At 37.6% G+C, this 24,519-nt stretch carries 20 protein-coding genes; 5 read left to right on the plus strand and 15 right to left on the minus strand.

Translation table 11 applies throughout. The features are described 5' to 3' along the window. Positions 1-894: 894 nt before the first annotated feature. Positions 895-4,041 (plus strand): S8 family serine peptidase, encoded by a 3,147-nt coding sequence (locus tag ABD005_RS00005; RefSeq protein WP_343813409.1) that lies wholly within the window; start codon positions 895-897, stop codon positions 4,039-4,041. Between the two features lie 733 nt (positions 4,042-4,774). Here ABD005_RS00005 and ABD005_RS00010 read toward each other — a convergent pair. The 4 genes from ABD005_RS00010 to rluD all read right to left on the minus strand — a co-directional run bounded on the left by ABD005_RS00010 (position 4,775) and on the right by rluD (position 10,217). Next, the gene (locus tag ABD005_RS00010; RefSeq protein WP_343813411.1) at positions 4,775-5,299 is read right to left on the minus strand and encodes a hypothetical protein; all 525 of its coding nucleotides are present in this window, start codon (positions 5,297-5,299) and stop codon (positions 4,775-4,777) included. Positions 5,300-5,728: 429 nt separating this feature from the next. Then, positions 5,729-8,299: an ATP-dependent chaperone ClpB gene (gene clpB / locus ABD005_RS00015; protein WP_215979502.1), complete on the minus strand. Its 2,571-nt coding sequence runs from the start codon at positions 8,297-8,299 to the stop codon at positions 5,729-5,731. 165 nt (positions 8,300-8,464) lie between these two features. Continuing rightward, positions 8,465-9,262 carry a peptidoglycan editing factor PgeF gene (pgeF, locus tag ABD005_RS00020; RefSeq protein WP_343813414.1) on the minus strand — a complete coding sequence of 266 codons (798 nt, stop codon included), beginning with the start codon at positions 9,260-9,262 and terminating at the stop codon, positions 8,465-8,467. After that, positions 9,243-10,217: a 23S rRNA pseudouridine(1911/1915/1917) synthase RluD gene (rluD, locus tag ABD005_RS00025; RefSeq protein ID WP_215979504.1), complete on the minus strand. Its 975-nt coding sequence runs from the start codon at positions 10,215-10,217 to the stop codon at positions 9,243-9,245. Before rluD ends, pgeF begins: the two co-directional genes overlap by 20 nt. A gap of 185 nt (positions 10,218-10,402) precedes the next feature. Here rluD and ABD005_RS00030 point away from each other — a divergent pair, with 185 nt between their 5' ends. Continuing rightward, positions 10,403-11,161: an outer membrane protein assembly factor BamD gene (locus ABD005_RS00030; RefSeq protein ID WP_343813416.1), complete on the plus strand. Its 759-nt coding sequence runs from the start codon at positions 10,403-10,405 to the stop codon at positions 11,159-11,161. Positions 11,162-11,283: 122 nt separating this feature from the next. On the opposite strand, the gene ABD005_RS00035 is transcribed toward ABD005_RS00030, so the two are convergent. After that, positions 11,284-12,318 (minus strand): hypothetical protein, encoded by a 1,035-nt coding sequence (locus ABD005_RS00035; RefSeq protein ID WP_343813418.1) that lies wholly within the window; start codon positions 12,316-12,318, stop codon positions 11,284-11,286. Between the two features lie 215 nt (positions 12,319-12,533). After that, entirely contained in the window at positions 12,534-12,872 is a 339-nt protein-coding gene (gene glnB / locus ABD005_RS00040; RefSeq protein ID WP_343813421.1) for a nitrogen regulatory protein P-II, read from the minus strand. Positions 12,873-13,009: 137 nt separating this feature from the next. Between glnB and nadE the strand changes: the two genes are divergently transcribed. The 3 genes from nadE to ABD005_RS00055 all read left to right on the plus strand — a co-directional run bounded on the left by nadE (position 13,010) and on the right by ABD005_RS00055 (position 15,410). Beyond that, a complete protein-coding gene (nadE, locus tag ABD005_RS00045) occupies positions 13,010-13,846 on the plus strand; it encodes an ammonia-dependent NAD(+) synthetase (RefSeq protein WP_343813424.1) in 837 nt (278 codons plus the stop codon). Positions 13,847-13,934: 88 nt separating this feature from the next. After that, positions 13,935-14,543, plus strand: a complete 609-nt coding sequence (locus ABD005_RS00050) for a GspH/FimT family pseudopilin (protein ID WP_343813427.1) — start codon at positions 13,935-13,937, stop codon at positions 14,541-14,543. Positions 14,544-14,834: 291 nt separating this feature from the next. After that, positions 14,835-15,410, plus strand: coding sequence for a GspH/FimT family pseudopilin (locus ABD005_RS00055; RefSeq protein WP_215979509.1), 576 nt, complete (start codon positions 14,835-14,837; stop codon positions 15,408-15,410). A 59-nt stretch (positions 15,411-15,469) separates the two neighbouring features. Here the strand turns inward: ABD005_RS00055 and ABD005_RS00060 are convergent, their stop codons facing one another. The 9 genes from ABD005_RS00060 to lspA form a co-directional block, all read right to left on the minus strand. Further along, entirely contained in the window at positions 15,470-15,805 is a 336-nt protein-coding gene (locus ABD005_RS00060; protein WP_343813432.1) for a TapY2 family type IVa secretion system protein, read from the minus strand. 1 nt (position 15,806) lies between these two features. Further along, positions 15,807-16,238 carry a type IV pilin protein gene (locus ABD005_RS00065; protein WP_343813435.1) on the minus strand — a complete coding sequence of 144 codons (432 nt, stop codon included), beginning with the start codon at positions 16,236-16,238 and terminating at the stop codon, positions 15,807-15,809. 15 nt (positions 16,239-16,253) lie between these two features. Then, on the minus strand, positions 16,254-19,832 hold the full coding sequence (locus ABD005_RS00070) for a pilus assembly protein (protein ID WP_343813438.1): 3,579 nt from the start codon (positions 19,830-19,832) through the stop codon (positions 16,254-16,256). 80 nt (positions 19,833-19,912) lie between these two features. After that, the gene (locus ABD005_RS00075; protein WP_343813441.1) at positions 19,913-20,440 is read right to left on the minus strand and encodes a PilX N-terminal domain-containing pilus assembly protein; all 528 of its coding nucleotides are present in this window, start codon (positions 20,438-20,440) and stop codon (positions 19,913-19,915) included. Continuing rightward, positions 20,434-21,432 (minus strand): PilW family protein, encoded by a 999-nt coding sequence (locus ABD005_RS00080; RefSeq protein ID WP_343813444.1) that lies wholly within the window; start codon positions 21,430-21,432, stop codon positions 20,434-20,436. Before ABD005_RS00080 ends, ABD005_RS00075 begins: the two co-directional genes overlap by 7 nt. A gap of 20 nt (positions 21,433-21,452) precedes the next feature. Continuing rightward, positions 21,453-22,010, minus strand: coding sequence for a type IV pilus modification protein PilV (gene pilV / locus ABD005_RS00085; RefSeq protein ID WP_343813446.1), 558 nt, complete (start codon positions 22,008-22,010; stop codon positions 21,453-21,455). A 517-nt stretch (positions 22,011-22,527) separates the two neighbouring features. Further along, entirely contained in the window at positions 22,528-23,457 is a 930-nt protein-coding gene (gene ispH, locus ABD005_RS00090; protein WP_215979515.1) for a 4-hydroxy-3-methylbut-2-enyl diphosphate reductase, read from the minus strand. 52 nt (positions 23,458-23,509) lie between these two features. Then, complete coding sequence (gene fkpB / locus ABD005_RS00095) at positions 23,510-23,953, minus strand: FKBP-type peptidyl-prolyl cis-trans isomerase (protein WP_343813449.1); 444 nt, start codon at positions 23,951-23,953, stop codon at positions 23,510-23,512. 5 nt (positions 23,954-23,958) lie between these two features. Next, entirely contained in the window at positions 23,959-24,462 is a 504-nt protein-coding gene (lspA, locus tag ABD005_RS00100; RefSeq protein WP_343813452.1) for a signal peptidase II, read from the minus strand. Positions 24,463-24,519: the final 57 nt, after the last annotated feature.

Here is a 24,519-nt window from a genome sequence, read left to right on the forward strand (position 1 = left end):
CTTATAAAAGCTAAGAACTTAAGTAAAACATCAATAAAGTGAGTGTTCACACAAATTGCATGATAACTAATTGTTAAAGAAGAAGATAAGAGTCGCATTCGCTCATTATCATCGCTACTGGTAAGTATCGTGCTTGTTGCCGTAGCCCCGAAGCAGGATGCGTATCATACGCCTCCGAGTTTTGATGTCAACCTTTAATTTAAAATAATTTTAAAATCATTTAAAAGTAAACGTTAAGTGGCTTGTTTATTCGATAATACGAGTAGATAAGCTATCAAAACAGTTCTTTCAGGCTTCTTTTTGGCTGAAGCCCTTGGAACTGGAGCGCATTATAGAGAGCTAACTTGAATGCGCAAGGGTTATTTTCATTTTAATGACTGTTCGACTATAAATACGGCTACATGGTTAAAAGTCGAGCTCAAGCCACAGTAATATCAATCGTTACCAACAACTCACTTTTACTATTAACGTCTCCCTCTCACCTGTATCTCTGCAAGTGTTTCTGTCAACTTATTTTACACCAACAAATAAACAGTAAAAACATACTAAACCACACAAAAACCAACAAAAAAAAACAAAAAAAAACAAAATAACAAATAAAAACTAAAATAAACCATAATTACCAAACAAAAAACATAAATGGCACTTTGAGTTTTAACAGCAACCAATTACAACTGTAAATTTTATTTACAGTTTATTTACATAAAGTTACATTCAAGATATATAAAGGTGAGATATAACAACAGTTTTAACATTTTAATAACAAAGGCACTATTATTGCTTTAAATATTAATCGCTAATAGCTTCAGCCTTAAGTTTAACTTTTATTTAAACTTAAGGTGGCAATACTCAACTCAATATTTAGCGAATAAATAATAATAATTGGAGAGATAGATGCAACTAAAAAGATCCATTTTAGGTAGTGTAATAACCTTAACCTTAGCGACTTCAAGCTATGCAAATGAAGTGTCAGTAGATAGAAACCAGTTAAAGCTGGCCGGAGACAGCTTATCTCATACAGCGCAAGCAACTGAAACAGCTAGTTATATTGTTCAGTTGAAAGGACAATCATCCATTGAAAAAGCTAAAGATATAGGCGAATTATTACCGAGTAACCAACAAGTAGCAGTTGCGGGTAATAATTATAATGCTAACACCCCTGCAATGAGAGCATATCATTTAGCTTTAGAAACAAAGCAAAAATCTGTTGCTCAAGATATTGGTTCTATTGATATCAACTACTCTTTTAAACATACCTTTAATGGCTTTAGTGCTATTTTATCGCCATCTCAAAAAGCATCTTTAGAAAATCATCCAGATGTTATTGGTGTTTGGGAAGATAAAGTTCAACATGTTTCAACCGCTAACACCCCTAAGTTTCTAGGGTTAACTTCTGAAACTGGACAACATACGTTAGATATTAAAGGCGAAGATATTGTTATTGGTATTATTGATACTGGTATATGGCCTGAAAACCCTAGCTTTTCGGACGATGGAAGTTATAGTGATCCTTCGACGCTAGGCTGGTTAGGTGCTTGTGACAGTGGTTTAGATGAAGCTTTTAGCTGTAATAACAAGTTAATAGGTGCTAGATACTTTAAAGACTCTTTTGAGAATGCCTATGATATTCAATATGACTTAGGAGAAATTGATTCTCCAAGAGATGCTTCTGGTCATGGTAGCCATACTGCAGGCACTGCAGCAGGTAACGAAGGTGTAGCCAGTACTGTCAATATTAATGGCTATGCGGCTAATACAGGTCAAATATCAGGTATGGCTCCAAGAGCACGTATCGCAGCATATAAAGCTTGTTGGAATGACTCTTACAAAGATCCGATTACTGGTGACAGCCAAGCAGGCTGTATGTACGGTGATACTATGGCTGCTATTGATCAAGCCGTAGCTGACGGTGTTGATGTAATTAACTACTCAATTGGTGGCAGCCGCACTGATCTTACAACACCGCCAACAGCAGCTATGCTCCGTGCTTCAGACGCAGGGGTTTTTGTTGCTGTATCTGCGGGTAATAGTGGTAGAGATGGCCCAGAAACAATTGGCACTCCAGCACCTTGGATAACGACTGTTGGGGCATCAACTTATGACGGAACAGCATTAACTCAAGGTTTAACTTACTCTTCACGCTCACCACAAGAAACTATTGTAGCTGTAGAGGGAGCTATTACAAAACCATTAGGGCAATCCGGTACTATTATCGAAAATGTAGTGATTGCAGAGCCTTTAGTTGCCTGTTTTGATGGTGGAGTTGCAAGCGAACTTGATAATGCAGCAAGCATTGCAGGTAATATTGCTTTAATTAGCCGAGGCGGTTGTCCTTTTTCAGAAAAAGTTGAAAGAGCGCAATTAGCTGGTGCCAAAGCAGTTATTGTATACAGCACTGATGATACGCCTATTATTATGGGCGGTGATGGTGCTTTCGATATTCCAGGAGTTATGATAAGTAAAACTAATGGTGATGCACTCAATATAGCAATTACAGGTGGTGAGGTAGTGGAAGTGACATTATCCCCTGAAACCTTTGCTTCAACTCCCGTTATTGGCAACATCATGGGAGATTTTTCTTCTCTTGGGCCTAATACTGCAAGTTACGATATTATAAAGCCAGATATTACAGCCCCAGGTGTTAAAATTTTAGCTGCTTATAGTGAAAACCCAGTCAGTAGTGCTTCAGGTGATTCATTTAGGTACTTACAAGGGACTTCAATGGCTGCACCTCATATAGCAGGTATTGCCGCGTTATTTAAAGAATCAAATAGCACTTGGTCACCTGCACAAATCAAATCAGCAATGATGACTAATGCATATCAGGATGTAATGAAGCCTGATGGCGTAACACCTGCTGACCCATTCAACTTTGGTGCGGGTCATGTGGCGCCAGTTGCCTCATTAAACCCTGGTTTATTATACGATACCAATACTGCCGATTATCTTGCCTTCTTGTGTGGTATTGGCAATGAATCTTATGTAGAAAGTATGGGAGTTACTTGTACATCATTAGAAGAGTCTGGTTTCAGTCTAGATCCTAGCCAATTAAATTTACCTTCTATCGGTATTGCGGAATTACAAGCACCAGAAACAATTACAAGAACCGTTTCAAATGCTAGCGCTAGCGCATCAAGCTATACTGCTACTATAGAAGCACCATTAGGTATTGATGTTCAATTACAAACATTTGATGCAAATGGTGTTATTAATCCAAGCAATACATTAGATGTTGCGGTTGATGGCACAGCAAGCTATGCATTAACTTTTACTAAAACAGAAGCAACTGAAACAGATGTTTGGAAGTTTGGTGCTATTACTTGGACTGATAATTCTGGTCATAGTGTACGTAGCCCTATTGCAGTAAAAGCAATTGCTGACATTAAGATTGAAGTACCTGTTCAAGTTTCAGGTTTATTGGAACGTGGACGTTATAGGTTCCCAGTGAAATATAACTACACGGGTGCCACTTCAATAAATTATACCGGCTTAGTTGCTCCATTTGGCTCAAGTAGAACGGTTACTCAAGATGATAATGCTACATTTAGCTTCAATGAGCCAGGCTTAGGCTTCCATGGTTTTACCATCCCTGAAGGCACGCAAGTAGCCCGCTTTAGCCTACGTTCTGGTTTAGTCGATGTTGCGGACGCTAATTTAGATTTTTACCTATATCACTGTGTAAATTGGAGTTGTAGCTCGGTAGATAGTGCGACATCAGGTGACTCAAATGAAGATATTATACTCACTAATCCAGTTGCAGCTAACGATAGTGCTACTGGTAACTTATATATCGCTTTTGTTCATGGTAAAGACTTAAAAGGCGCAGAAAGTACAGATTATACGATGATGGGTTGGGTTGCAGATCAAGCCTTTTCATCAACGCGTATTATATCAAGTAGTAGAGCAATAAAAGGTCGTTATAACTACACAACGATTACAACTCGCGATTTAACACCTGGTATGATTTATATGGGCGCAGTTACTTATTATAACGCTGACGGTGATGTCGAAGGCACAACAGTGCTTGAGTTAGGTAATTAACTATAACGCTATTTTTATTTAACTCCTTTCTTAGTTGCTAAATAAAAGTCTGTATTAATAAAAGCCCCGTTAAAGTGATTTAACGGGGCTTTTTATATAAAGACAATTAAGTAATTAAAACATATCTAACAAATACATTTTTCCTGCATAGTATTATTAACCTTAATTCTGCTCAAGATATTAGCACGTAATAAAAAACTAAAATAAAGTTAACAACCCCGCTAGGTAAAATACTTAACTTGAACTCAGAGTAAGAAATTTAATAGCCACTAAGATTAAAAACAATAGTTCAGGTTTCATTCTCTAGCTAACAATTTTCAATGCTAGCAAAGCAGGTTTATGCGTCAATAGGAAGTCTATTGCGAAGGAATCCAACCCGGTTTGAGATGAATTTATTATCCCGACCTCAGGTCACTTATTAAAAATACAGGAAGTTAATTAGATAAAATTAACCTAACCAATAAACTTAATATATACTTTAGCAGTAATTTTTTAAAAGTAGGTTTATTACCCTAAGGCTAAATCGAAGTATAACTATGATTCACTAATGAGTTATGTAAATACTCTAGTCACTGAACTTACATTATGGGCTAGTAGATTAAATGAGAACTTGAATAATTAAATACGTAACCTATTGTTATATAAAAACCAAACACTTAAACGAAAAAAGCCTTACAAAAGTAAGGCTTTTCTATTTAAGTATTTGTTATATAAAGTATATTTATAATATATATTAGCTATTTATACGACGAGCAACTAAACCGAAAACCGCCGTTAAAAATAAGACTAACGTTGCAGGGGTAGGAACCACATTCACTTTACCAAAAGATACGTTTGGTGAATAAAAAGCAATATTCTCAGGACCTGCAAAGACACTGATATAATCAAAACTAGGATCATTCCATATCGAACCATCCCACGCATAATTAAAGCCAAAATCATTTAAATCGAAATCTAAAGTAATTAAACCTGCAAAAAGATTTTCTGGATTAAAATGCGCTTCAAAAAAGTAATTTTCAATACCGTAATCATTAAAATCTAATAAGTTAAATCCTAAAAGATCAAATGCTACAAAGTCTTCAACATAAGAGTCTTCGAAATCCCATTCCTGTGCATTATCAACATTAATGGTAATGCTACCGATAACATTTCCACCGTTTAGAATCTCTTGACTCAATAATGTCGCATTACTAGCGCTAATAAAACTTATCATTAAAGATATTGACAAAAAAGCGCGTAAAATTAATTTATTTAACATGTTACTTCCTATTAATAGAGTGACTATTTATTATAATTATTCACATTGGCTAATGATGCTTATGCAACCATTAAACCAACAGTAACGCGTTAACTGCAAAAAACAGACCTAATTATCACCTTTCTAAATATTAAAAAAAAACAATTTAAAACCAATAAGATAACACCATAAAAACAATTACTTTACGCTTAATTAACAACAACAACCAAATATGTAAAAAATACTGACACTTATATTGAGCAGGCTAATATCGAACACTGGGCTGCTGATAAAGTATCAGCATGAAAGTAACATCATTAGTTATATTTAAGATAATAAATAAACCGTCACTCGAGCGTTAGATATGACGAGGACAATAGCTAGCACTATTATTTACCCTTAAATAATAGTGCTATAAAGATAAGAGCTTACAAAATAGGCTTTTATAGGTTAATTAAAAACAAGTGTTGTACCGGTAGTACTCAATTTAATTTGCGCACCTTTAGCATACTCACCCGACAAGATTTTCTGTGCTAATGGGTTTTCAACTTGCTGCTGAATAGCCCTTTTCAATGGTCTAGCACCAAAAATAGGATCAAAGCCTGCTTCTGCAATTAAAGAGAGTGCTTCTTCGCTAACCGACAACGTTAGCTCTTGTGTAAGTAAACGCTCAGATAAGCCTTTGAGCTGAATACCTGCAATCTGTTTTATTTGTTCAGCAAGTAACGGATGAAATACAACCGACTCATCAACACGGTTGATAAATTCAGGTTTAAAATGCTGACTTAACTCGGCCATCACTTGAGCCTTCATTTCCTGATAACGGCTATCATCACCAAAAGCTTGAATAATATCTGAGCCTATATTAGAGGTCATAATAATAACGGTATTTTTAAAATCAACGGTGCGACCTTGCCCGTCAGTTAAACGTCCATCATCAAGTACTTGTAATAAAATATTGAAAACATCAGGGTGTGCCTTTTCTACTTCATCGAGTAATATCACCGAGTATGGTTTTCTACGTACTGCCTCAGTTAAGTAACCACCTTCTTCATACCCAACATAACCTGGAGGAGCTCCCACTAAACGAGCAACAGAGTGCTTCTCCATAAATTCTGACATATCGATTCTAATCAACGCATCTTCAGTATCGAAAAGAAAACTGGCTAATGCTTTAGTTAGCTCGGTTTTACCAACACCCGTAGGTCCTAAAAATAAAAAAGATCCTATCGGTTGGTTAGGATCACTTAATCCTGCACGCGAACGTCTAATAGCATTAGCCACGGAAGTTACCGCTTCATGTTGTCCAATAACGCTTTTATGTAATGTAGTTTCCATTTCAAGCAATTTATCACGCTCTTGCTCAAGCATTTTCGATACGGGAATACCGGTAGCACGGCTCAATACATCAGCAATTTCAACATCTGTCACTTTATTCGCCAACAAACTCATTTCTTGCATTTCAGCTTGGCTTGCTAAATCGAGCTGCTTTTCCAGCTCAGGTAATTTCCCGTATTGCAATTCAGACATACGATTTAAATCACCACTACGTCTTGCAGCTTCAAGCTCTATACGGGCATGCTCTAACTCTTCTTTTATTGCTTGTGTACCATGCAATGCCGCTTTTTCAGTCGTCCAAATTTCATCTAACTCATCATAACGCTGTTGATGAGCATTAATTTGTTCAGATATGGTGGCTAACCTTTTAATTGAGGCTTCGTCTTCATCTTTTTCTAACGCCTTTTGCTCAAGCTTTAACTGTATAAGTTTACGCTCTAGTCGGTCTAAATCTTCAGGCTTTGAGTCCATCTGTAAACGAATACTTGAAGCAGCTTCATCAATTAAATCAATCGCTTTGTCTGGTAATTGACGATCACTGATATAACGATGAGATAAGCTCGCCGCGGCAACAATAGCAGGGTCGGTAATATTCACCGAATGATGCAACTCGTAACGTTCTTTTAAGCCACGTAAAATGGCAATAGTATCTTCAACCGAGGGCTCTTCCACTAAGACTTTTTGAAAGCGTCGTTCTAAAGCCGCATCTTTTTCAATATATTGGCGATATTCATCAAGTGTGGTTGCGCCAACACAATGAAGATCACCCCGTGCTAATGCGGGCTTTAACATGTTGCCCGCATCCATAGCACCATCGCCTTTACCAGCGCCAACCATAGTGTGCAGTTCATCTATAAATAAAATAACCTGCCCTTCTTCTTGCGATAGCTCATTTAACACCGCTTTTAAGCGCTCTTCAAACTCACCTCGATATTTAGCCCCTGCAATCAACGCCCCCATATCTAATGATAAAACCCGTTTATTTTTTAGCCCTTCGGGCACTTCGTGATCAACAATGCGTTGTGCTAGGCCTTCAACAATGGCGGTTTTACCAACACCTGGTTGCCCAATAAGTACAGGGTTGTTTTTAGTGCGTCGCTGAAGCACTTGCAAGGTTCGACGTATTTCATCATCTCGACCAATAACAGGATCTAATTTCCCTTGCTCAGCGCGTTCCGTTAAATCTACCGTGTATTTTTGTAATGCCTGTCGTACATCTTCTGCATTTTGATTATCGACTTTTTGCCCGCCACGAACATGCTCAATAGCCGCTTTAATGCGTTGCTCATTTGCACCTAACTCGAGTAGTATTTTTCCTAGTGCGCCTTTATCTTCTAACGCTGCTAAAATAAAAATTTCAGAAGAAATAAACTTGTCTGACATTTTTTGCGCATATTTATCACATAAATTAAATAAGCGTCCTGAGGCTGCAGATAACTGAACATCACCACTGTTGCCTTCAACTTGCGCTAACGACTGGAGCGCTTCTTCAATTTTTATGCGTAGCGTACGAACATCAACGCCAGCACTTTTTAATAAAGGAATGATTGAATTGCCATTTTGATTAAGCAAGGACATCATTAAATGAATAGGCTCAATAAACTGATGATCTTTACCCAAAGCTAATGATTGTGCATCGGCAATAGATTCTTGAAACGATTGTGTGAAACGATCTAAACGCATAAATATTCTCCTACTCTGTATACCCAGAGCGATACCCAAAGGTAATCAAGCTTATTAAATCACTGAGGATTTATCTGATAACGATATTAATACTAAATATTAGGTCTGTTTGAAACGTTTTCAATAGCAGAAGTCGATTAGAGAAATATAATAAGAGAGGGAAATTTATGGCATGTGAGCAATAATAGATGCCATTCTGCCGGTAACTGAGCGACGGCGATAAGAATAATATTTTTGAGGTAAACTGTAGCTACACTCGGCTAGCGAATATATTGCAGTAACTCCTAAGTTCATCAGCTGAATCTTTGCCAGAGTATGTAAGCTAGCAAGATACTTATCATGATTTTTTATTTTAAAAGCTGATGAATATTGTGGGTTTATATTAACGAAAGCCGCTTTGACTTCACTACCGACCTCAAAAGCACTGTCACCAATACAAGGGCCTAACCACACCTGAATATCAGTAGTGTTTAATGCCATTTTTTTTATGGTTATTTCAATAATATTGGCAGCTAAAGAGCGCCAACCACCATGAATTGCTGCTATTTTTTCGCCATTATGGCTTGCCAATAAAATAGGTAAACAATCGGCGGTCATAATAGCTAAAGCAATATCTTTATTTTCGGTAATACAAGCATCTGCGGTTAATGGTTCGCTACTTACTTGCTCAATAAAGGCAACATCATTTCCGTGCACTTGATTGAGCCATTGAATTTTTTTTCCTTGAAGCAGGTATTGCTCAATATAGCAGCGGTTATGATTAACTTGCTGTTCATCATCATTAACGTGTAAACCTAAATTAAAGTTACCGTAAGAGCTTTGAATATCAAAAAGATTTTTATTAGTGATATTAGGATGATGACGCGTGGTTTGAAAGGCCTGCACATTACGTACAGACCAGTTAACCCGTTCAATTGCGGGGTTGCTATTATTGAGGCCGAGCTTAGTATTCTTCTTTTGCATTTAATTTTGTATCGTTTTGCAACAACTCAATTAGCTCAACAAAATCTTCAGGCAAGTCAGCATGCCATGTCATCAACTCACCCGTAATAGGGTGATATAAAGAGAGCATTGCCGCATGAAGTGCTTGACGTTTAAAGTTGCGTAACTTGTCAAGTAGCTCAGGTGTTGCATTTTTTGGTGGACGAGGGCGTCCGCCATAAACAGGGTCACCAATTAACGGGTGAGTGATATGTGCCATATGTACACGAATTTGATGCGTTCGACCTGTTTCTAAGCGTAACCTAAGTCGTGTATGTAAACGGTATTTTTCCATCACACGATAATGAGTTACTGAAGGTCGCCCTGTAAATGAAACCGCCATATGGGTACGTTTAGTTGAATGACGCCCTATGGGTTCATCTACTACGCCACCTGCGGTCATTATTCCATTACATACCGCCTCATATTCACGTGTAATTTCACGTAGTTGTAATGCTTCAACAAGATTAGTTTGTGCGGCAATAGTTTTTGCAACAACCATTAAACCTGTCGTGTCTTTATCTAAACGATGCACAATACCTGCACGTGGAACAACATCAAGTTCAGGACAATGATGTAATAGCGCATTAAGCACTGTACCGTCAGGATTACCTGCACCTGGATGAACAACTAAACCCGCAGGTTTATTAATCACCAAAATATCGTCATCTTCATAAACAATGTTTAAAGCGATATTTTGCGCTTCGAAACGTAACTCTGACTCGACTTCAGCATCAATAGTAATGACTTCACCGCCATACATTTTCTCGCGTGCACGTGTGAGTACATCACCATTTACGGTAACATTGCCAGCTAAAATCCAATCTTTTAAGCGTGAACGTGAATAATCAGGAAACATTTGCGCTAATGTTTGGTCAAACCGTTTACCTAAACATGAATCAGGAACAGTATCTGTGTGTTGAATAATTTCAGCCATTAAACTCTCTTTAAATCGTTTTGAGCCCTAGTAAATAATCAAATCACAATTTGCACAGTATTAGCACTGTGCAAGGTAAGATTGCTAGGGTAGAATGCATATTCTTAAATATAGAAACATTTTACCCGTTTACGAGAGGGTTTGATATTTATTTTAATTAAAACAAAGTAGCGATCATAAATTTCATGGATAAATTAACAATAAAAATTATTTTAGCGGTTCTCATTTTAACATTAACAGCTTGTTCATCTTCAGAGCCTGAACTAGAAAAAGTACCGGATAAATCAGCACAGGCGCTATTTGTTGATGCAAGAGCGGCACTCGATAGTGGCTTATATCAAAAGGCTATTCAAATTCTTGGAGCAATTGATTCACGCTTTCCATTTGGACCTATTTCTCATCAAGTACAGCTCGATTTAATTTATGCATACTATAAAAGTGGCGATGCTGCTCAAGGTATTGCATTAGCCGACCGTTTTTTACGCTTAAATCCAAATAACTCTAACGTTGATTATGTTTATTACATGCGCGCCTTAATTAATATCTCAACGGAAGAGAATTTATTCCAAGATATGGCTGGTATTGATAGATCTGATAGAGATCCTACGGCATCTAAAAGTGCTTTTGAAGACTTCAAACGCATCGTCACTGATTTCCCAGAAAGTAAATATGCAGCAGACTCTCGCAAGCGCATGATCTCTATTAAATCTAGACTTGCTCAGTATGAGTTAGCAGTAGCTGAGTTTTATTACAAACGTGAAGCTTATGCATCAGCAGCCAACCGTGGACGTTATATTGTTGAGTATTTCTCACCGAGCCCTGAAGTAGAACAAGCACTTGAAATGATGGTAAAGTGTTACGAAAAGTTAGAGCTTGATGACTTAAAGACTAATACGCTGCAAGTATTAGCTGCTAATTACCCTAATAATAAACTGATTAACTAAGTTCACTTACGCAACTAAAAAGCTGAACATATATGTTCAGCTTTTTAGTTCTTAATGACGACTCTGTCTATTTTCTTAATACTGTCTATTTTCTTAACATTAGTAATCACATCGACACTGCATTATTTACGCTGAGCTCTATGACGAAGTGTGAGTAAGATAAACGCAATAATCAATAACATTGTTGATTTAGGCTCAGGTATTTCCTTGGAAAATGCAGGATCTCTAGCCCAAACAGAGATATGCGATATTCCTTTACCACCAAAGGCTGTATCTAAATCAAATGCACCGCCTAAATTATAAGGCATTGATAAATCTAAACCACCACCGAGTAAAATGTTAAAATTGAAGTCGTAAATTGCAAAATTAGATCCCTTTTCACAATCAGGCTTGCCTTTTTCGCCCTCTTCTTTTTCACATACATTACCAGTTTTAAACACGAGTGCTAAATGATCAAAAACACCATCTCCAAATAAATCAAATAGTGTATTCGCAATATTATAATCAGGCATGACTGACCAAGCTCCTGACACACATTCCCCACCAATAGAGCCTACCGCACATGAAAAACTTATATCTACTACAGAGCCAACATTAGTTTCTCCGAGCAAGCCCTTACCTGCTGTTGCATAATCAAAACCTTCACCTTCCTCTTTACCTAAATAAACCCAACCTGGGTCAGTTTTATAGCTATTACCGTCATTAGCTCCATCTAAGTCCTGTAAATCTGAAGGCAAAATAAATGCTAAATCAGGGTTATAACCTTCAGAGCCATCGAGTTCAAAAGGATCTAATGGATCTGACTCATTATAGAACGGATCGAATAACTTATTAAATGGGGCAAGTGAGTCATCAGTGTTACCACCTGTTTGAACAGCTCCATTGAGTAGGCCATCGCCGTACTCACCAATATTATGACTACCTCCTCCAGATGGATAAGGCTTATCATTACCACTTAATAAACCAACACAGTCACTAGAATTGGTAGTAGGAATAGTCGTTGAGGGTGGATTTGGAAAAGGGTCTACTTGAACTTCTGGAACTAGTTGCACATCCGTTAACGTAACATCAGATGTTGAACACATGGTGGTAGCTTTACTTATATTACTAAGTAATATAAGCATAAAAAACAAGAGCGCTTGTGATACATATTTCATGATACCTCCTTAAGACATCATAAAAACTGGTAGCTTTAGATAGTCAGGTTAGATCATGCATATCTCGCTCCTAAAAATATTTTTCCTATAAATTCATAAACCTGTAACGATTAAACGTAACTCTTTTTTTAAGCTCATTCACTTTGTAAAAAAAGCTGACACTTTACCGTGCCAGCGCCTTAACCCTATTAGCTATTAGCAGGTAACAACATAACTTAAATTGCTTCGTGGTTCTCTTCGCCGGTACGAATACGAATAATACGCTCAACATCGGTGATAAATATTTTACCGTCGCCTATTTTACCTGTTTGCGCCGTTTCTAATATGGTATTAACGCAACGTTCAACATCTTCTTTAGCAATAACTATTTCTAGCTTTACTTTAGGTAAAAAGTCCACCATATATTCGGCACCGCGATATAACTCTGTATGCCCTTTTTGACGTCCAAAACCTTTTACTTCAGAGACTGTCATACCTGTAACACCTATTTCGCCTAAAGCCTCCCTTACATCATCCATTTTGAAGGGCTTAATAATAGCTTCAATTTTTTTCATACTTGTTCTCTACGTTAGCGTAATATTAATAATAATTGTATTACAGCTTGTTTATCGCCAGATATCAATATCCAATTCCGTTTTAATTTTGTTAAACTATCGACAATGACTCCTAAAAATAAGCACTAGGATACCCTATGGACCAGCAAACAATTATTAAACAGATGAAAGTATTACCCACTATCGACGTAAATTTTGAGATAAACCGTCGTGTTGACTTTATTAAAGCGCAGCTAAAGCAGTCAGGTCTAACTAATTTAGTGCTAGGGATTAGCGGTGGTGTAGACTCTTCAACCTGTGGTCGCCTTGCTCAACTTGCCGTAAACCAACTTAACGATGAATGTAGCGAAGAGACAGTATACCGGTTTATTGCGGTACGACTGCCTTATGGTGTTCAAGCTGATGAAGAAGATGCTCAACATGCACTGGCTTTTATACAGCCAAGCCATTGTATTACCACTAACATACTATCTGGCGTTAATGAACTACACCAGGACGTTTTACAATCAATGAACTCAGCTAGTTTATTATCCGCGTCAGATACAACAATAGACTTTTCTAAAGGTAACTTAAAAGCTAGAGCAAGAATGGCAACCCAATATCATATTGCTGGCATATTAGGCGCTTTAGTACTAGGAACAGATCATAGCGCAGAAAATATTACGGGTTTTTTCACCAAATGGGGCGACGGAGCTTGTGATTTAGCGCCATTGTTCGGGCTTTCAAAACGACAAGTAAGAGCCATAGCTGACGCATTAGGCGCAAGCAGCATTATATCCAATAAAGTGCCTACCGCTGATTTAGAGGACTTAGAACCAGGAAAAACAGATGAAGATGCTTTAGGGATTAGCTATCAAGACCTAGATGACTTTTTAGAAGGTAAAACAATTTCGACAAATGTCAGCCAACGTATCATTAATATTTATACTAAGACGCAACACAAAAGAAAAGCGATACCAACCATTTACGATTAATTTTAATTTCAAACTTATTATTTAATAGCAAAATCCATTTTTATTAACTATAACTGATTGTCAGGACAGTTTATAAAATGGATTTTATATGTTGAACTTTCAGTCATCCCTTTCTCATAGAAGCTCTCAGACCTCAATATCTAGATCTCGCGGATTAACTTTACTTGAGTTGATGTCATCCATTTCAATTACAGCAATTCTAGCCGTAACGGTATTACCGAACATGAATAACTTTATTGTTAAAATGCGTGTCGATGACGAGATATCGATGCTACAGCGTTTGCTATTAATAACTCGAAACTCAGCAATAAACCATAATAGTAATGCTGTATTATGTCCACTTAATCAAGCAGGTCAGTGCTCCACACAATGGCATAAAGATCTCACTGTATTTGTCGATAGTAATAACAACAATCAACTTGATTCGTCAGAAAATGAAGTCGTACTAAGAACTAAATCAGCAATCAAAGACGGTGATATCTTAATTTACGGTATTGGCCGTAAGAGCGTTATTTACCAACCTTCAGGGCACTTAAGTGGCTTAAGCAATGGTACATTTCGGTATTGCCCTTACCAACATGAGGATAAATCAAGAGGAGTTGTGGTAGCTCGTTCTGGCAGAACTTATACAACCTCTGATACTGATAACGACGCCAAAGATGAAACAAGAATGAACCAAGAAATCACTTGTGATTAACACTTATAAGTATTGACTATTCATACCACAAAAAAATTATTTAGATTAGTGTTAAGAACTGCTCTTATTGATAAACCCACCTCATACTAGGTGATTTACGTACTTAAAATAAATAATGCTCATTAGCCTTATTGGTAACTATAAGGTGAGCTATGATAGCTGAGAGCATCGAAATAGCTTGTTAAGTGATTTTACCCATCTCATGTTCAGGTTAACTATATATTTAGGTACTAGCGTCCAATAAACTAAGGTGTTATAACTACCTAATCAACTAATTACAATGATGTAGCTATGACTTCTTATAAAAAAAACAAACCGTTGAGCAATTTAGCCCCCCAAGAGAATACAACAAAGCATAAAGGCTTTAGCCTGATTGAAGTAATGGTCACTATAGCTATTGTTGCTATTCTTAGTGCAATAGCATTACCAAGTTTGAATGACTTTCTTGTAAAAATGCGCACTGATAATGAAGTAAGTGAAATACAGCGTTTAGTACTTACCGCTAGAAATACCGCGATTAACGAAGGACGAAATATATCACTTTGCCCTATAGCTGGTAATGGCTGCTCTGGCGCTAACGATTGGACCGTGAACATAGGTGTTGTATCTCCTGATGGAGTAGTAAAACAAAAAGATGCGATTAAAGACGGTGATAAATTACAATTCCCATTTAGCAGTATAACTTACAATGCCAGTGGTCAACTCGATAATAATAATGTGGGTACTTTTAGCTATTGCCCAAAAAACTATGCTGATTATTCAAGAGGTGTTGAAGTTGCACTTTCAGGAAGAAGTTATGTAAGCACAGATCAAAATGGAGATGGTAGAGATGAGACAAGAAATAGCAACAATATTGTTTGTAATTAGTTGCTACTTCTTAAAGGCTTTTATTTATACAGATAATTAATCAGGAGAGCTTTGCAGCTCTAGCGATACAAATTTTTATCTAGTTGTCGTGCTTGAGGACTAGTAAACTGCTCGTCTTCTGGCACGCACTGATACACCTTATCTATAGCAGCCTTATCTTTATTAGCACTTTGCTTGACATATATTTTAGCCCCAACAATAGTGTTTTCGAAACCTTTTAAGTCTTTAAAATCTTCGTAGGGTATCGTCCATAAACTGATGGCTTCAGTGCTATTTGCTAAAACGACATGGCACTTCACTGCATTTCTATTATTTTCCACTTTATCGTTAGCAAACACAGTATAGTGATTTAGTAACAGATAAAACCCTAAGATATATTTGATGTAATGATTCATCTTATTTGTCCCAACATATTGAAGGTGCTTTAGTACCAGTATCGGTAACTGTAATAGCCGTACATCCAGTATCATGAACTTGATTATACTGCGCTGTTGCGGTTAACGTAAAAGTATTATTCACCACCACAGAAGATATTAAATAATTTCCTGTAGGTGTTTCATAAGTAGCGCCTGCACCAAGCCCAAGCTGGCTTAGGCTAGCGGTATATTGTCGATTATCAATAAAGAATTGTTCTTGTAAGTTAGCTAACCGTAATAGCTCACTTAACCCTTCAGCTCTATCAGAGCGTATAACATAGGCGCTATATGAAGGGTAAGCAATCGCAGCTAAAATTCCAACAATTGCAACGACAATCATCAACTCTATTAGTGTAAAACCTAGAGCTTGCTTATTTGTATTAAGCAGGTTGTTAATTTTAAATTTTTTCATTACATCTGTTCCTTATTATTGCTCATCAATGTAAAGGTAATTACGTAATGTTCTAGGGAGTAAAGGAGCATCAATAGTTTTTCTCCCAACAATAATTTGGCCTGTAGAGTCATCAGTCGTTGGGTCACCATCATCAACATTGGTAACAATTAAGGTAGGTGTACCTAAGAATTGTTCATTAACAATGGCAATATGATCACCTCTATTTCTAGAGTCTTCCGCCGCCCAATTATATTTTTTAGTGCCTAAAGCTAAATCAATCGCGTATAGCCAACCTTGACCATTAGGCAAGTCACAACTCACAGAGTTAACTCCGAGTTCAGGTGGGGTATAAGAAGTAAAATAAGCAACATTATTAATAACTAGGCCTGATGCAGAGCTCTTTTCCCCCGTTTGTGTGAAGTCTACATACCAACCTGAGTGTAAGCTAACAGTTAACGATAATGCCTCTAAATCTTGAGAGCTCAATGTAGCCCCAAATGGGTTGTCTGTATAATTATATAAATCACCCAGTGTTATAGTAGCTGGCACTGGAATTACGGGAGTTGTCGTACTAGGAAATGTTTGGCTACGAATATTAGTATCTTTTATCATAAAGTATTTATCCTCAGTATCGGTACCTAAGGGGTTAACTCTATCACCGCTGCCGATCAAAATAGCATCATAAGGTGTTTCTTGTTGAACAATAATGTCATCGCCATTGGCATCGTTCTCACCTGTATCAATAGTCTCGGTTATAATGGCCCTAGCAATTGTAGGTTCATTAAAAAAGCGTCTATCAACCGTATTAGCGCTATCGCCCCCTAAGCTGGCTAACTTAAACACTGAGAACTTAGTTTTATCACTACCTGGCATGTCAATGCGCCAAACATTACCACCTGTATCGCCTGTATAGAGTCTATCGGTTAACCCATCCCCATCACTATCAAGTGTAGCAATACTTGACGGTATGCTATCGGTACCGGCAAAAACAGTATCAACTCCAGGACCTGCAGGTGCCATATTCCACAATAATGTTCCTTGTTCAGCATCAACCATATATATAGCTTTACCTACACTGTCATCACTACCAATACCATTATTATCTTTGCTAATAGCATAACCACCACCAAAAATTAACACCGGCTTCGCATTACTACCTGTTGTATTTAACTTTGAATAAGCGATCTTAGGCTGAGACCATGTTTGTCCCAACTCATCAAAGCCAGTATCACCCGCTTTAATATGCCACATTAACTCTGGTGATTCTGGGTTCGTCACATTAATAGCATAATATGAGTTCCCTCCTCGACGTAAGCCAAAGAATATCCACACTTCATCATTACCATTAACATTACCATCACCATCATGGTCAACGATATGTGACGTTATTTGGCCATCTACACCGTATATCTTACCTACCGAAGTATAGTTCTCACGAAGTGGTTTAATATTAGAAAATAGTTCTTTAGGCATAAATGCCCATGATTCACTCACTGAATTATTGGTACTATCATCTTTGAACATGTGCAAAGCACCTTGATTTGTGCCCACAACAACATAAATCTTATCATTGCCATAGTTTATAACAATAGGTTTAGAATGCAGTGGGTCACCAAATACGTCGGGTCGCATGAATGGAATGCTTTCATCTTCGGCTTTAACGTCATCGGTATTTACCCCTTTAGCCCAGGCTAAATAATCATCAATAACATCATCATCATCAGCTACATCTAATGCTGTAGCCAAAGCGGCTCTAGACCCAAATGCACTTGTTGCGATGGCATTAGTACGATTTAGTTCTTTTAATGCTCCTCCAGAGCCTAAATCACTATAGATATTACGGCTACTTACAAGCCCTCTCAACATTTCAGCAACTCCGCCCTTTGCAACACTGTCACCGTCTTTAGTTGGCGACCAATAACTTGTCACATCTTCAGAAAAGAAACCATTGCTATTTACTGCATTTTCGCCTGACTTGCCTTTTTGTACGCCATCAACAACCTTATACTTTTTTAAATTTCCTTGCCAACGAGGCCCTCGCTCAGGCTGAAACATGGCATAGTAAACATAATCAAGTGTCTCAGTTCGGTCAAAATTATTTGAAGCAACAGATGCAGACGTAAGTGTGTCGTTACTTGGTTCTAAGTTTGATAATACATTGGTTAAAGCCGCTGTTAAGGTTGCAGTATCTTGAGCGTAAAAATACTTACCTCCTCCTTGTGTAGCAGTTTCAATTAAAAGTGCTTCTGCTGTATTTTGTGCGTCTTGCCCAAAACCTATAGTATAAGTTTCAGCTGTTTGCTTTCCATCGAGGGAGGTATTTAAATCATTATTTTTCATCCAGCCAGCTAATGCCGGTAAGTAACTTGTGCCTCTATCTTGACTCTTTGGTGTACTGACAGTGTATATTGCCCCCATAGGATCCTGACCTGCTTCGGGCATGTTTTGAATTTCATCGTCAGCGTCTATGTCCCAAGTTGGCTCACCATCTGTGATCAAAATAACATAAACTTTATCGGAACAAGAATTAAAAGGTGAAATATAATTATTACCTGATTCAATACTCTTGTCTCTTTTTGGGTTTACATCATTATCATTACCATAATAGACCCCCTTTCCTGAGAAATATCGAGAAGCTTCAAATAAAGTTTCACATAACGGCGTCCATGTGCTGGCAGTTAGACTATCAACTTTATCTAATAACGTTGCCCTAGCGGCAAGAGTTGACTCTTGTAAACCAAAAATAATTCGGCCACCATTCTTGCTGTTACTGCCAGCATTACTATTAAAAATCTGTAGTCCAAAATCGACAAAGGGTGTTGATTTGATGAGATTAGTCACACTTTCTTTTGCAATATCTAATCTTGTTCGATTAACATTGTTAATAGTCGTACTTTGATACCATCGTAAATAGTTATCCGTATAAAGTGTAACCAAAGGACCCGTCCAAGATACGTTTGAATCAACCGCATTAGCGGTATGATATTGCGGTGCTTGCTGGGTACCTTCGCCATCAACTGGGTAACCATCAGATAAAGGGCTTACATTACCACCATTACCCTCAACTCCAGCATTATTATTATTTAAAGCAAGTACATCATCCTCACAATCAATGACATTAATATTACCACCATTATTATCCGGAATTTCTATCCAACGCCCCGAGTTTCCATTAAAACTATACTCTCTAATATGCCCTGTATAAAATCCATAAACATCAAGTATATCTCGAGCTGCTTGACAACTGTTAATGGCATCTAAAAAACGTCTAGATTCACTAGGGCTGTCAGGGACAGGTAAACTAACCCCATCTACGCCGCCTTTAGTAAAATAAATGAACTTACTTGAAAGAGAATTCAGTCCACCAACCGCTGGATAGGTTATGCTGGGGTCATATGAAGCTTTAACTGTTTCTGTAGTTCCCATACTACCGGAATTATCAAATATTAATAACACCTGCGGCCTTTTTTGACTCTGCGTAGCCGTATCACTAATATATAGCTCTATATCTTCAGCAAACACGCCAAATGACACAATAAACAAAAGAGCGATACTTAAAGTAGCATGCTTACTCTTATCTCTTATTGCCAACATCCTCATCAATCCACCCATTACTTTCTCCTTCAAAGCTAATATTAGTTAAAGTTTAAACCTATTAACTTTACTTTGATTAGTCATTTAACTCGTATAGTTTATTTTAATAGTTGCTGTGTTATGCCTGAGCTTGCACTCATATTACTGGTACCATTACGACCATAAATACGAGTGACATTTACTCTCAATGAGCTACAATTAAAGACCCCTGTTGATGATGCGCTCTTTGAATGCGCACAATCTACCTCTAGCTCTAGATCATTATTCACGACGTTAACTACTGCTGTTGCTTCAGTGTTAGTTCCGGGCAATAACGCATTCTGATCGTTAATCGGAAAATTTCCTTTAAGCGGCCTTGCAAATAAATTATCTTGCCCTGGAGCGACTTGATTAAAAATCACTTCATCGACCGCACTTATTGTAGCTTGTACCGCCTCTTCTTTAATCTCACTTGCACCAGCCATTTTCATATCTGTAGTACTATTTTGCATTAAAGCGGCGGCTACGGCAGTAAGCGCTACTAAAAAAATGAGCGCGACAATTAACACCACACCATGCTGCCTTGTCTGTAAATTAACGGTTAATTTAGTCATAACAACCTCATTATCTATTTTTTTATTTACCATGCATCAACCCCTGCATTAAACAAGGTAACGGTTGAGCTAAATAATAATCGTCTATAATTGTCATTTACAACAACGGCTAAATTGCCTAACTGATAGGTATTAGTATTAGTGTATTTTGCATCCGGCATTATATTTCTCGCCAAAACATAAACTTTAACCGCTAAAATACGTGTTCCTCCAGCGTTATTCCATAAAGCTTCAGTCATATTATCCGCAGAAATATAAGCATCAATACTGCCATAGCCCGGTAATGTTGGATCTGTTGTCGTATCAACACCATACATAAAACGGATCATTTCTATACCGTCAACCACAGGTGCAAAAGCCATTTGATTAGTTAGTTGCCCTTGCATTAATACAGGTACCGTATTACCTGAAGCGCCTTGTGCTTCATCTCGAACATAATAAACATGATGCTGATACTGCCAAACTCTGCCATTATTAATCGCAGGAACAACACCTGAAGTGAAAAGTACACCTTCTGACATATTACTGACTAGATGAAAGTTTCCTGCTGGCGCTATTGCTAGAGGGGTTGAGACAACGCGTTTGATCTGAATAACATCCGAGCCAATACGGGCATCATTAAAGCAGCCCATAGGTGAAGCATCAGCAACGACCTCTCCCCAAAGCGTACGAAATGGACCAACTCCCGTTGGAAAAGTCCCATTATTTAGTCCACCACCATTACATTCATTTCCAGGTGCCGCTAAGCCTGGTGCTAAGGCTATTGCTGGAGTATTAAAAACACCATCGAAGTCACCCCAAAAATTCTGCCTTAATAAATCTTCAGTCAATAAACTGATGGCAAAACGGCCATTTTCTTGTAATTCGCCATAACTTGAAGTTTCAGCAGAAGTAGTTCTCATACCAACAAAGATACTCATTACCCCAGCGAACAACACTAAGCCAATAACTAGTGCTACAAAAAGTTCAACTAAAGTAAAGCCTCGTTGTAATAAACTTCCTTTATTTCTTATTACCTTAACCATATAGTTTATTTACCTAGCATCTAAATAATGAAAGCTTGTACTACAACTTGGCGCCTTTTAGCACCGGCAGTACCGCAGCCAGCCACTTTTGCTGCATCTGAAATATCTTTTCTTGCCTGCCAACTTACCACCACAGTGATAGCGCTTCCAACTTGTGCGATACAACCTGTAGCGCCAAGTAAACCACCGGCGCTGCCAAGTGCTGATGTAACATCTCCACCCATTAGAGCTAATTCCCACTCATATCTATCGTTGGTAACAAGCTCTGCAGCAGTACACGCAGCAGTGCAACGATTACCGGGGACGGCATCTAGTGAATCACCATAATCGTCAGCAATATAGGCATTTATCGTGGTAGGGTTATTCGCTCTTATTCTTGCAATGATATCTTGTGCTAAGCTTGAAGCAAGAGAGCGTTGCATTGCATCAAAGCTTCCTTGTTTCGCTGTTGCTTGCAGTGCAACCGCTCCTAAAATGCCTGTTGAAAGAATAACTAAAGCGACTAACACTTCAATAAACGTCATACCTACAGAGCGTTTTATAGAACAAATGTACTTAAAATTATTTGATTTCATCATACTTAACTTCCTTGACTATGCTCTGATAATGACAGACTAATAAACGAAAAGCGATTGAATTTTTTAATTTTAAGGTGATAAAGTGTAAAAAAAAAGGAACATAAAAAGCTATATATGAAAAGGACTTAACAATACATAGCGTTCTAGCAGAAGGAAATGGGTAATAAGAAGGGGTCAAGCCAAAACAGAGTATAAACAGAGAAGTGAGTGGTGCTATCTCATTTTCTCTTCTCATATAGCACATACTAAACCTCTGAAATCATGATTGTACTAAAGCACAAATTACATCAGATAGTTTTTCAATTTAGCATAGTATTTTAGGGTATCGTTAATTTGATAAGATAGCTCAACCAGGTAACTTAACGAGTTTAGCGTTACTCAATACTACATTGCAAATAATGACTAGAACTAGCCCATCATTCACTTTTTCTGATTTACTCTATGCCAACTTCTTTTATTCGTGAAAAATCCAGCTAATCACTTAGCTGGTTAATTATTAAAACACTATATAATAAGACTAGCGTAGTTCTACTGGGACTGCAAATACGATGTTTTCTTTTCGACCAGGATATTCTATCACTTCATGGCCGCCATTATCTTTTAGCGCATCGACAACTTGCTGAATTAAAATCGCAGGGGCTGATGCGCCAGCAGTAACACCTACCTTGCCTATATTATTTAGCCAAGAAAGCTCTATATCGTCAGCAGAGTCAATCAGGTAAGAAGTCGTTCCCATTTTCTCAGAAACTTCTCTGAGTCGATTAGAGTTAGAGCTATTTTTAGCGCCAACAACAAGTAATAAGTCCACTTGATCAGCAATGGCTCTAACGGCATCTTGCCTATTTTGTGTTGCATAGCAAATATCATCTTTACGTGGCCCATTAATCAATGGATATTTAGCACGTAACGCATCAATAACATCAGAAGTATCATCAACAGATAATGTTGTTTGACTACAAAAGTATAACTTTTCTGGATTTTTTACTGTTAATTTAGCGACATCATCTGCCGACTCAACTAAATAAATTCCAGCAGTATCACTATCATACTGCCCCATCGTACCTTCTACTTCAGGGTGCCCTGCATGACCAATCAAAATACACTCAATATTTTTTCGACTGACGCGAGAAACTTCCATATGAACTTTAGTCACCAAAGGACAGGTTGCATCAAACACCTTGAGCGCTCTATTTTTAGCTTCTTGGCGCACTGCTTTCGATACGCCATGAGCACTAAAAATTACCGTGCTATCATCAGGCACTTCAACCAGCTCATCAACAAAAATAGCACCTCTATTTTTTAAACCGTCAACTACGAATTTGTTGTGAACCACTTCATGTCGAACATAAATTGGCGCACCAAAAATATCTAAAGCGCGATCAACAATACTAATGGCTCTATCTACACCAGCACAAAATCCGCGAGGGTTAGCTAAAATAATTTCCATGGAACTTCCAAATTTTTTCTAAAAGGTTTGGATTTATTAATAAACTAACAGTTTATAATATATCGACTAAATCAATCACAAAAGTGACTGCTTGCCCTGCTAATGGGTGATTAAAATCAATCGTTACTGAATTACCAGAAACCTCTTTAATCATACCTGGCAACTCTCCACCAGGCTGTGTAAAGGTAATAATATTCCCAACTACAGCTGGGGCATCAGCAGTAAACTTATCAATATCCATATAGTGAATATTGTCCGGGTTAGACTCACCAAAAGCATCACTTGCCGCTAAGGTAAACTCTTTTGACTCACCAACTTTCATACCAATAAGTTCGTGCTCAAATGCTGGAGAAATACTATTATCACCCATGATGATTTTAGCGGGTTTATTATTAACTTTAGTACTATCTGCTGCTGAGCCATCCTCTAGTTTCATGGTGATATGTACTAAAATACTTGAATCTGCAACTATTTGGGTTTTATTTAATGTGGTCATAATTTTTACTTCTCGACATCTTTGTTGATAGGTTCTTGTTTAAATGAGTCTAAGATCATTAATGCTGCGCCTATGAAAATCATTGAATCGGCAATATTAAACGCAGCAAAATGATAACCAGCCCAGTGAAAGTCAAGAAAATCTATAACATAACCAAATAACACACGATCAATTAAATTACCGATAGCGCCACTTAAAATACAAGCAAACGCAATACTTAATAATTTTTGTTGTTTAGGCGTTTTCGCCATCCAGACAATAAAAACGACACTAGCAATAGCAGCAATAGCGGTAAAAAACCAACGTTGCCAACCGCCTTGATCAGCTAAAAAACTAAATGCAGCTCCTGGGTTATGCACATAGGTTAAATTAAAAAAAGGTAATACTGGGAGTATTTCACGATAATCAAAGCTTGCTGCAACCCATTGTTTAGTGATTTGATCTATTGCTAATAAAATAATCGTCAACCACAGCCAACGTAGCCCTGTTTCCGTAAATAACTTATTCAAAGTAAATATTCTCTTAGTAATAATTTAGTGACTTAATAACAATAAAGCCACGACAAT

Source organism: Colwellia asteriadis (assembly GCF_039523295.1).
GTDB classification, from domain to species: domain Bacteria; phylum Pseudomonadota; class Gammaproteobacteria; order Enterobacterales; family Alteromonadaceae; genus Colwellia; species Colwellia asteriadis.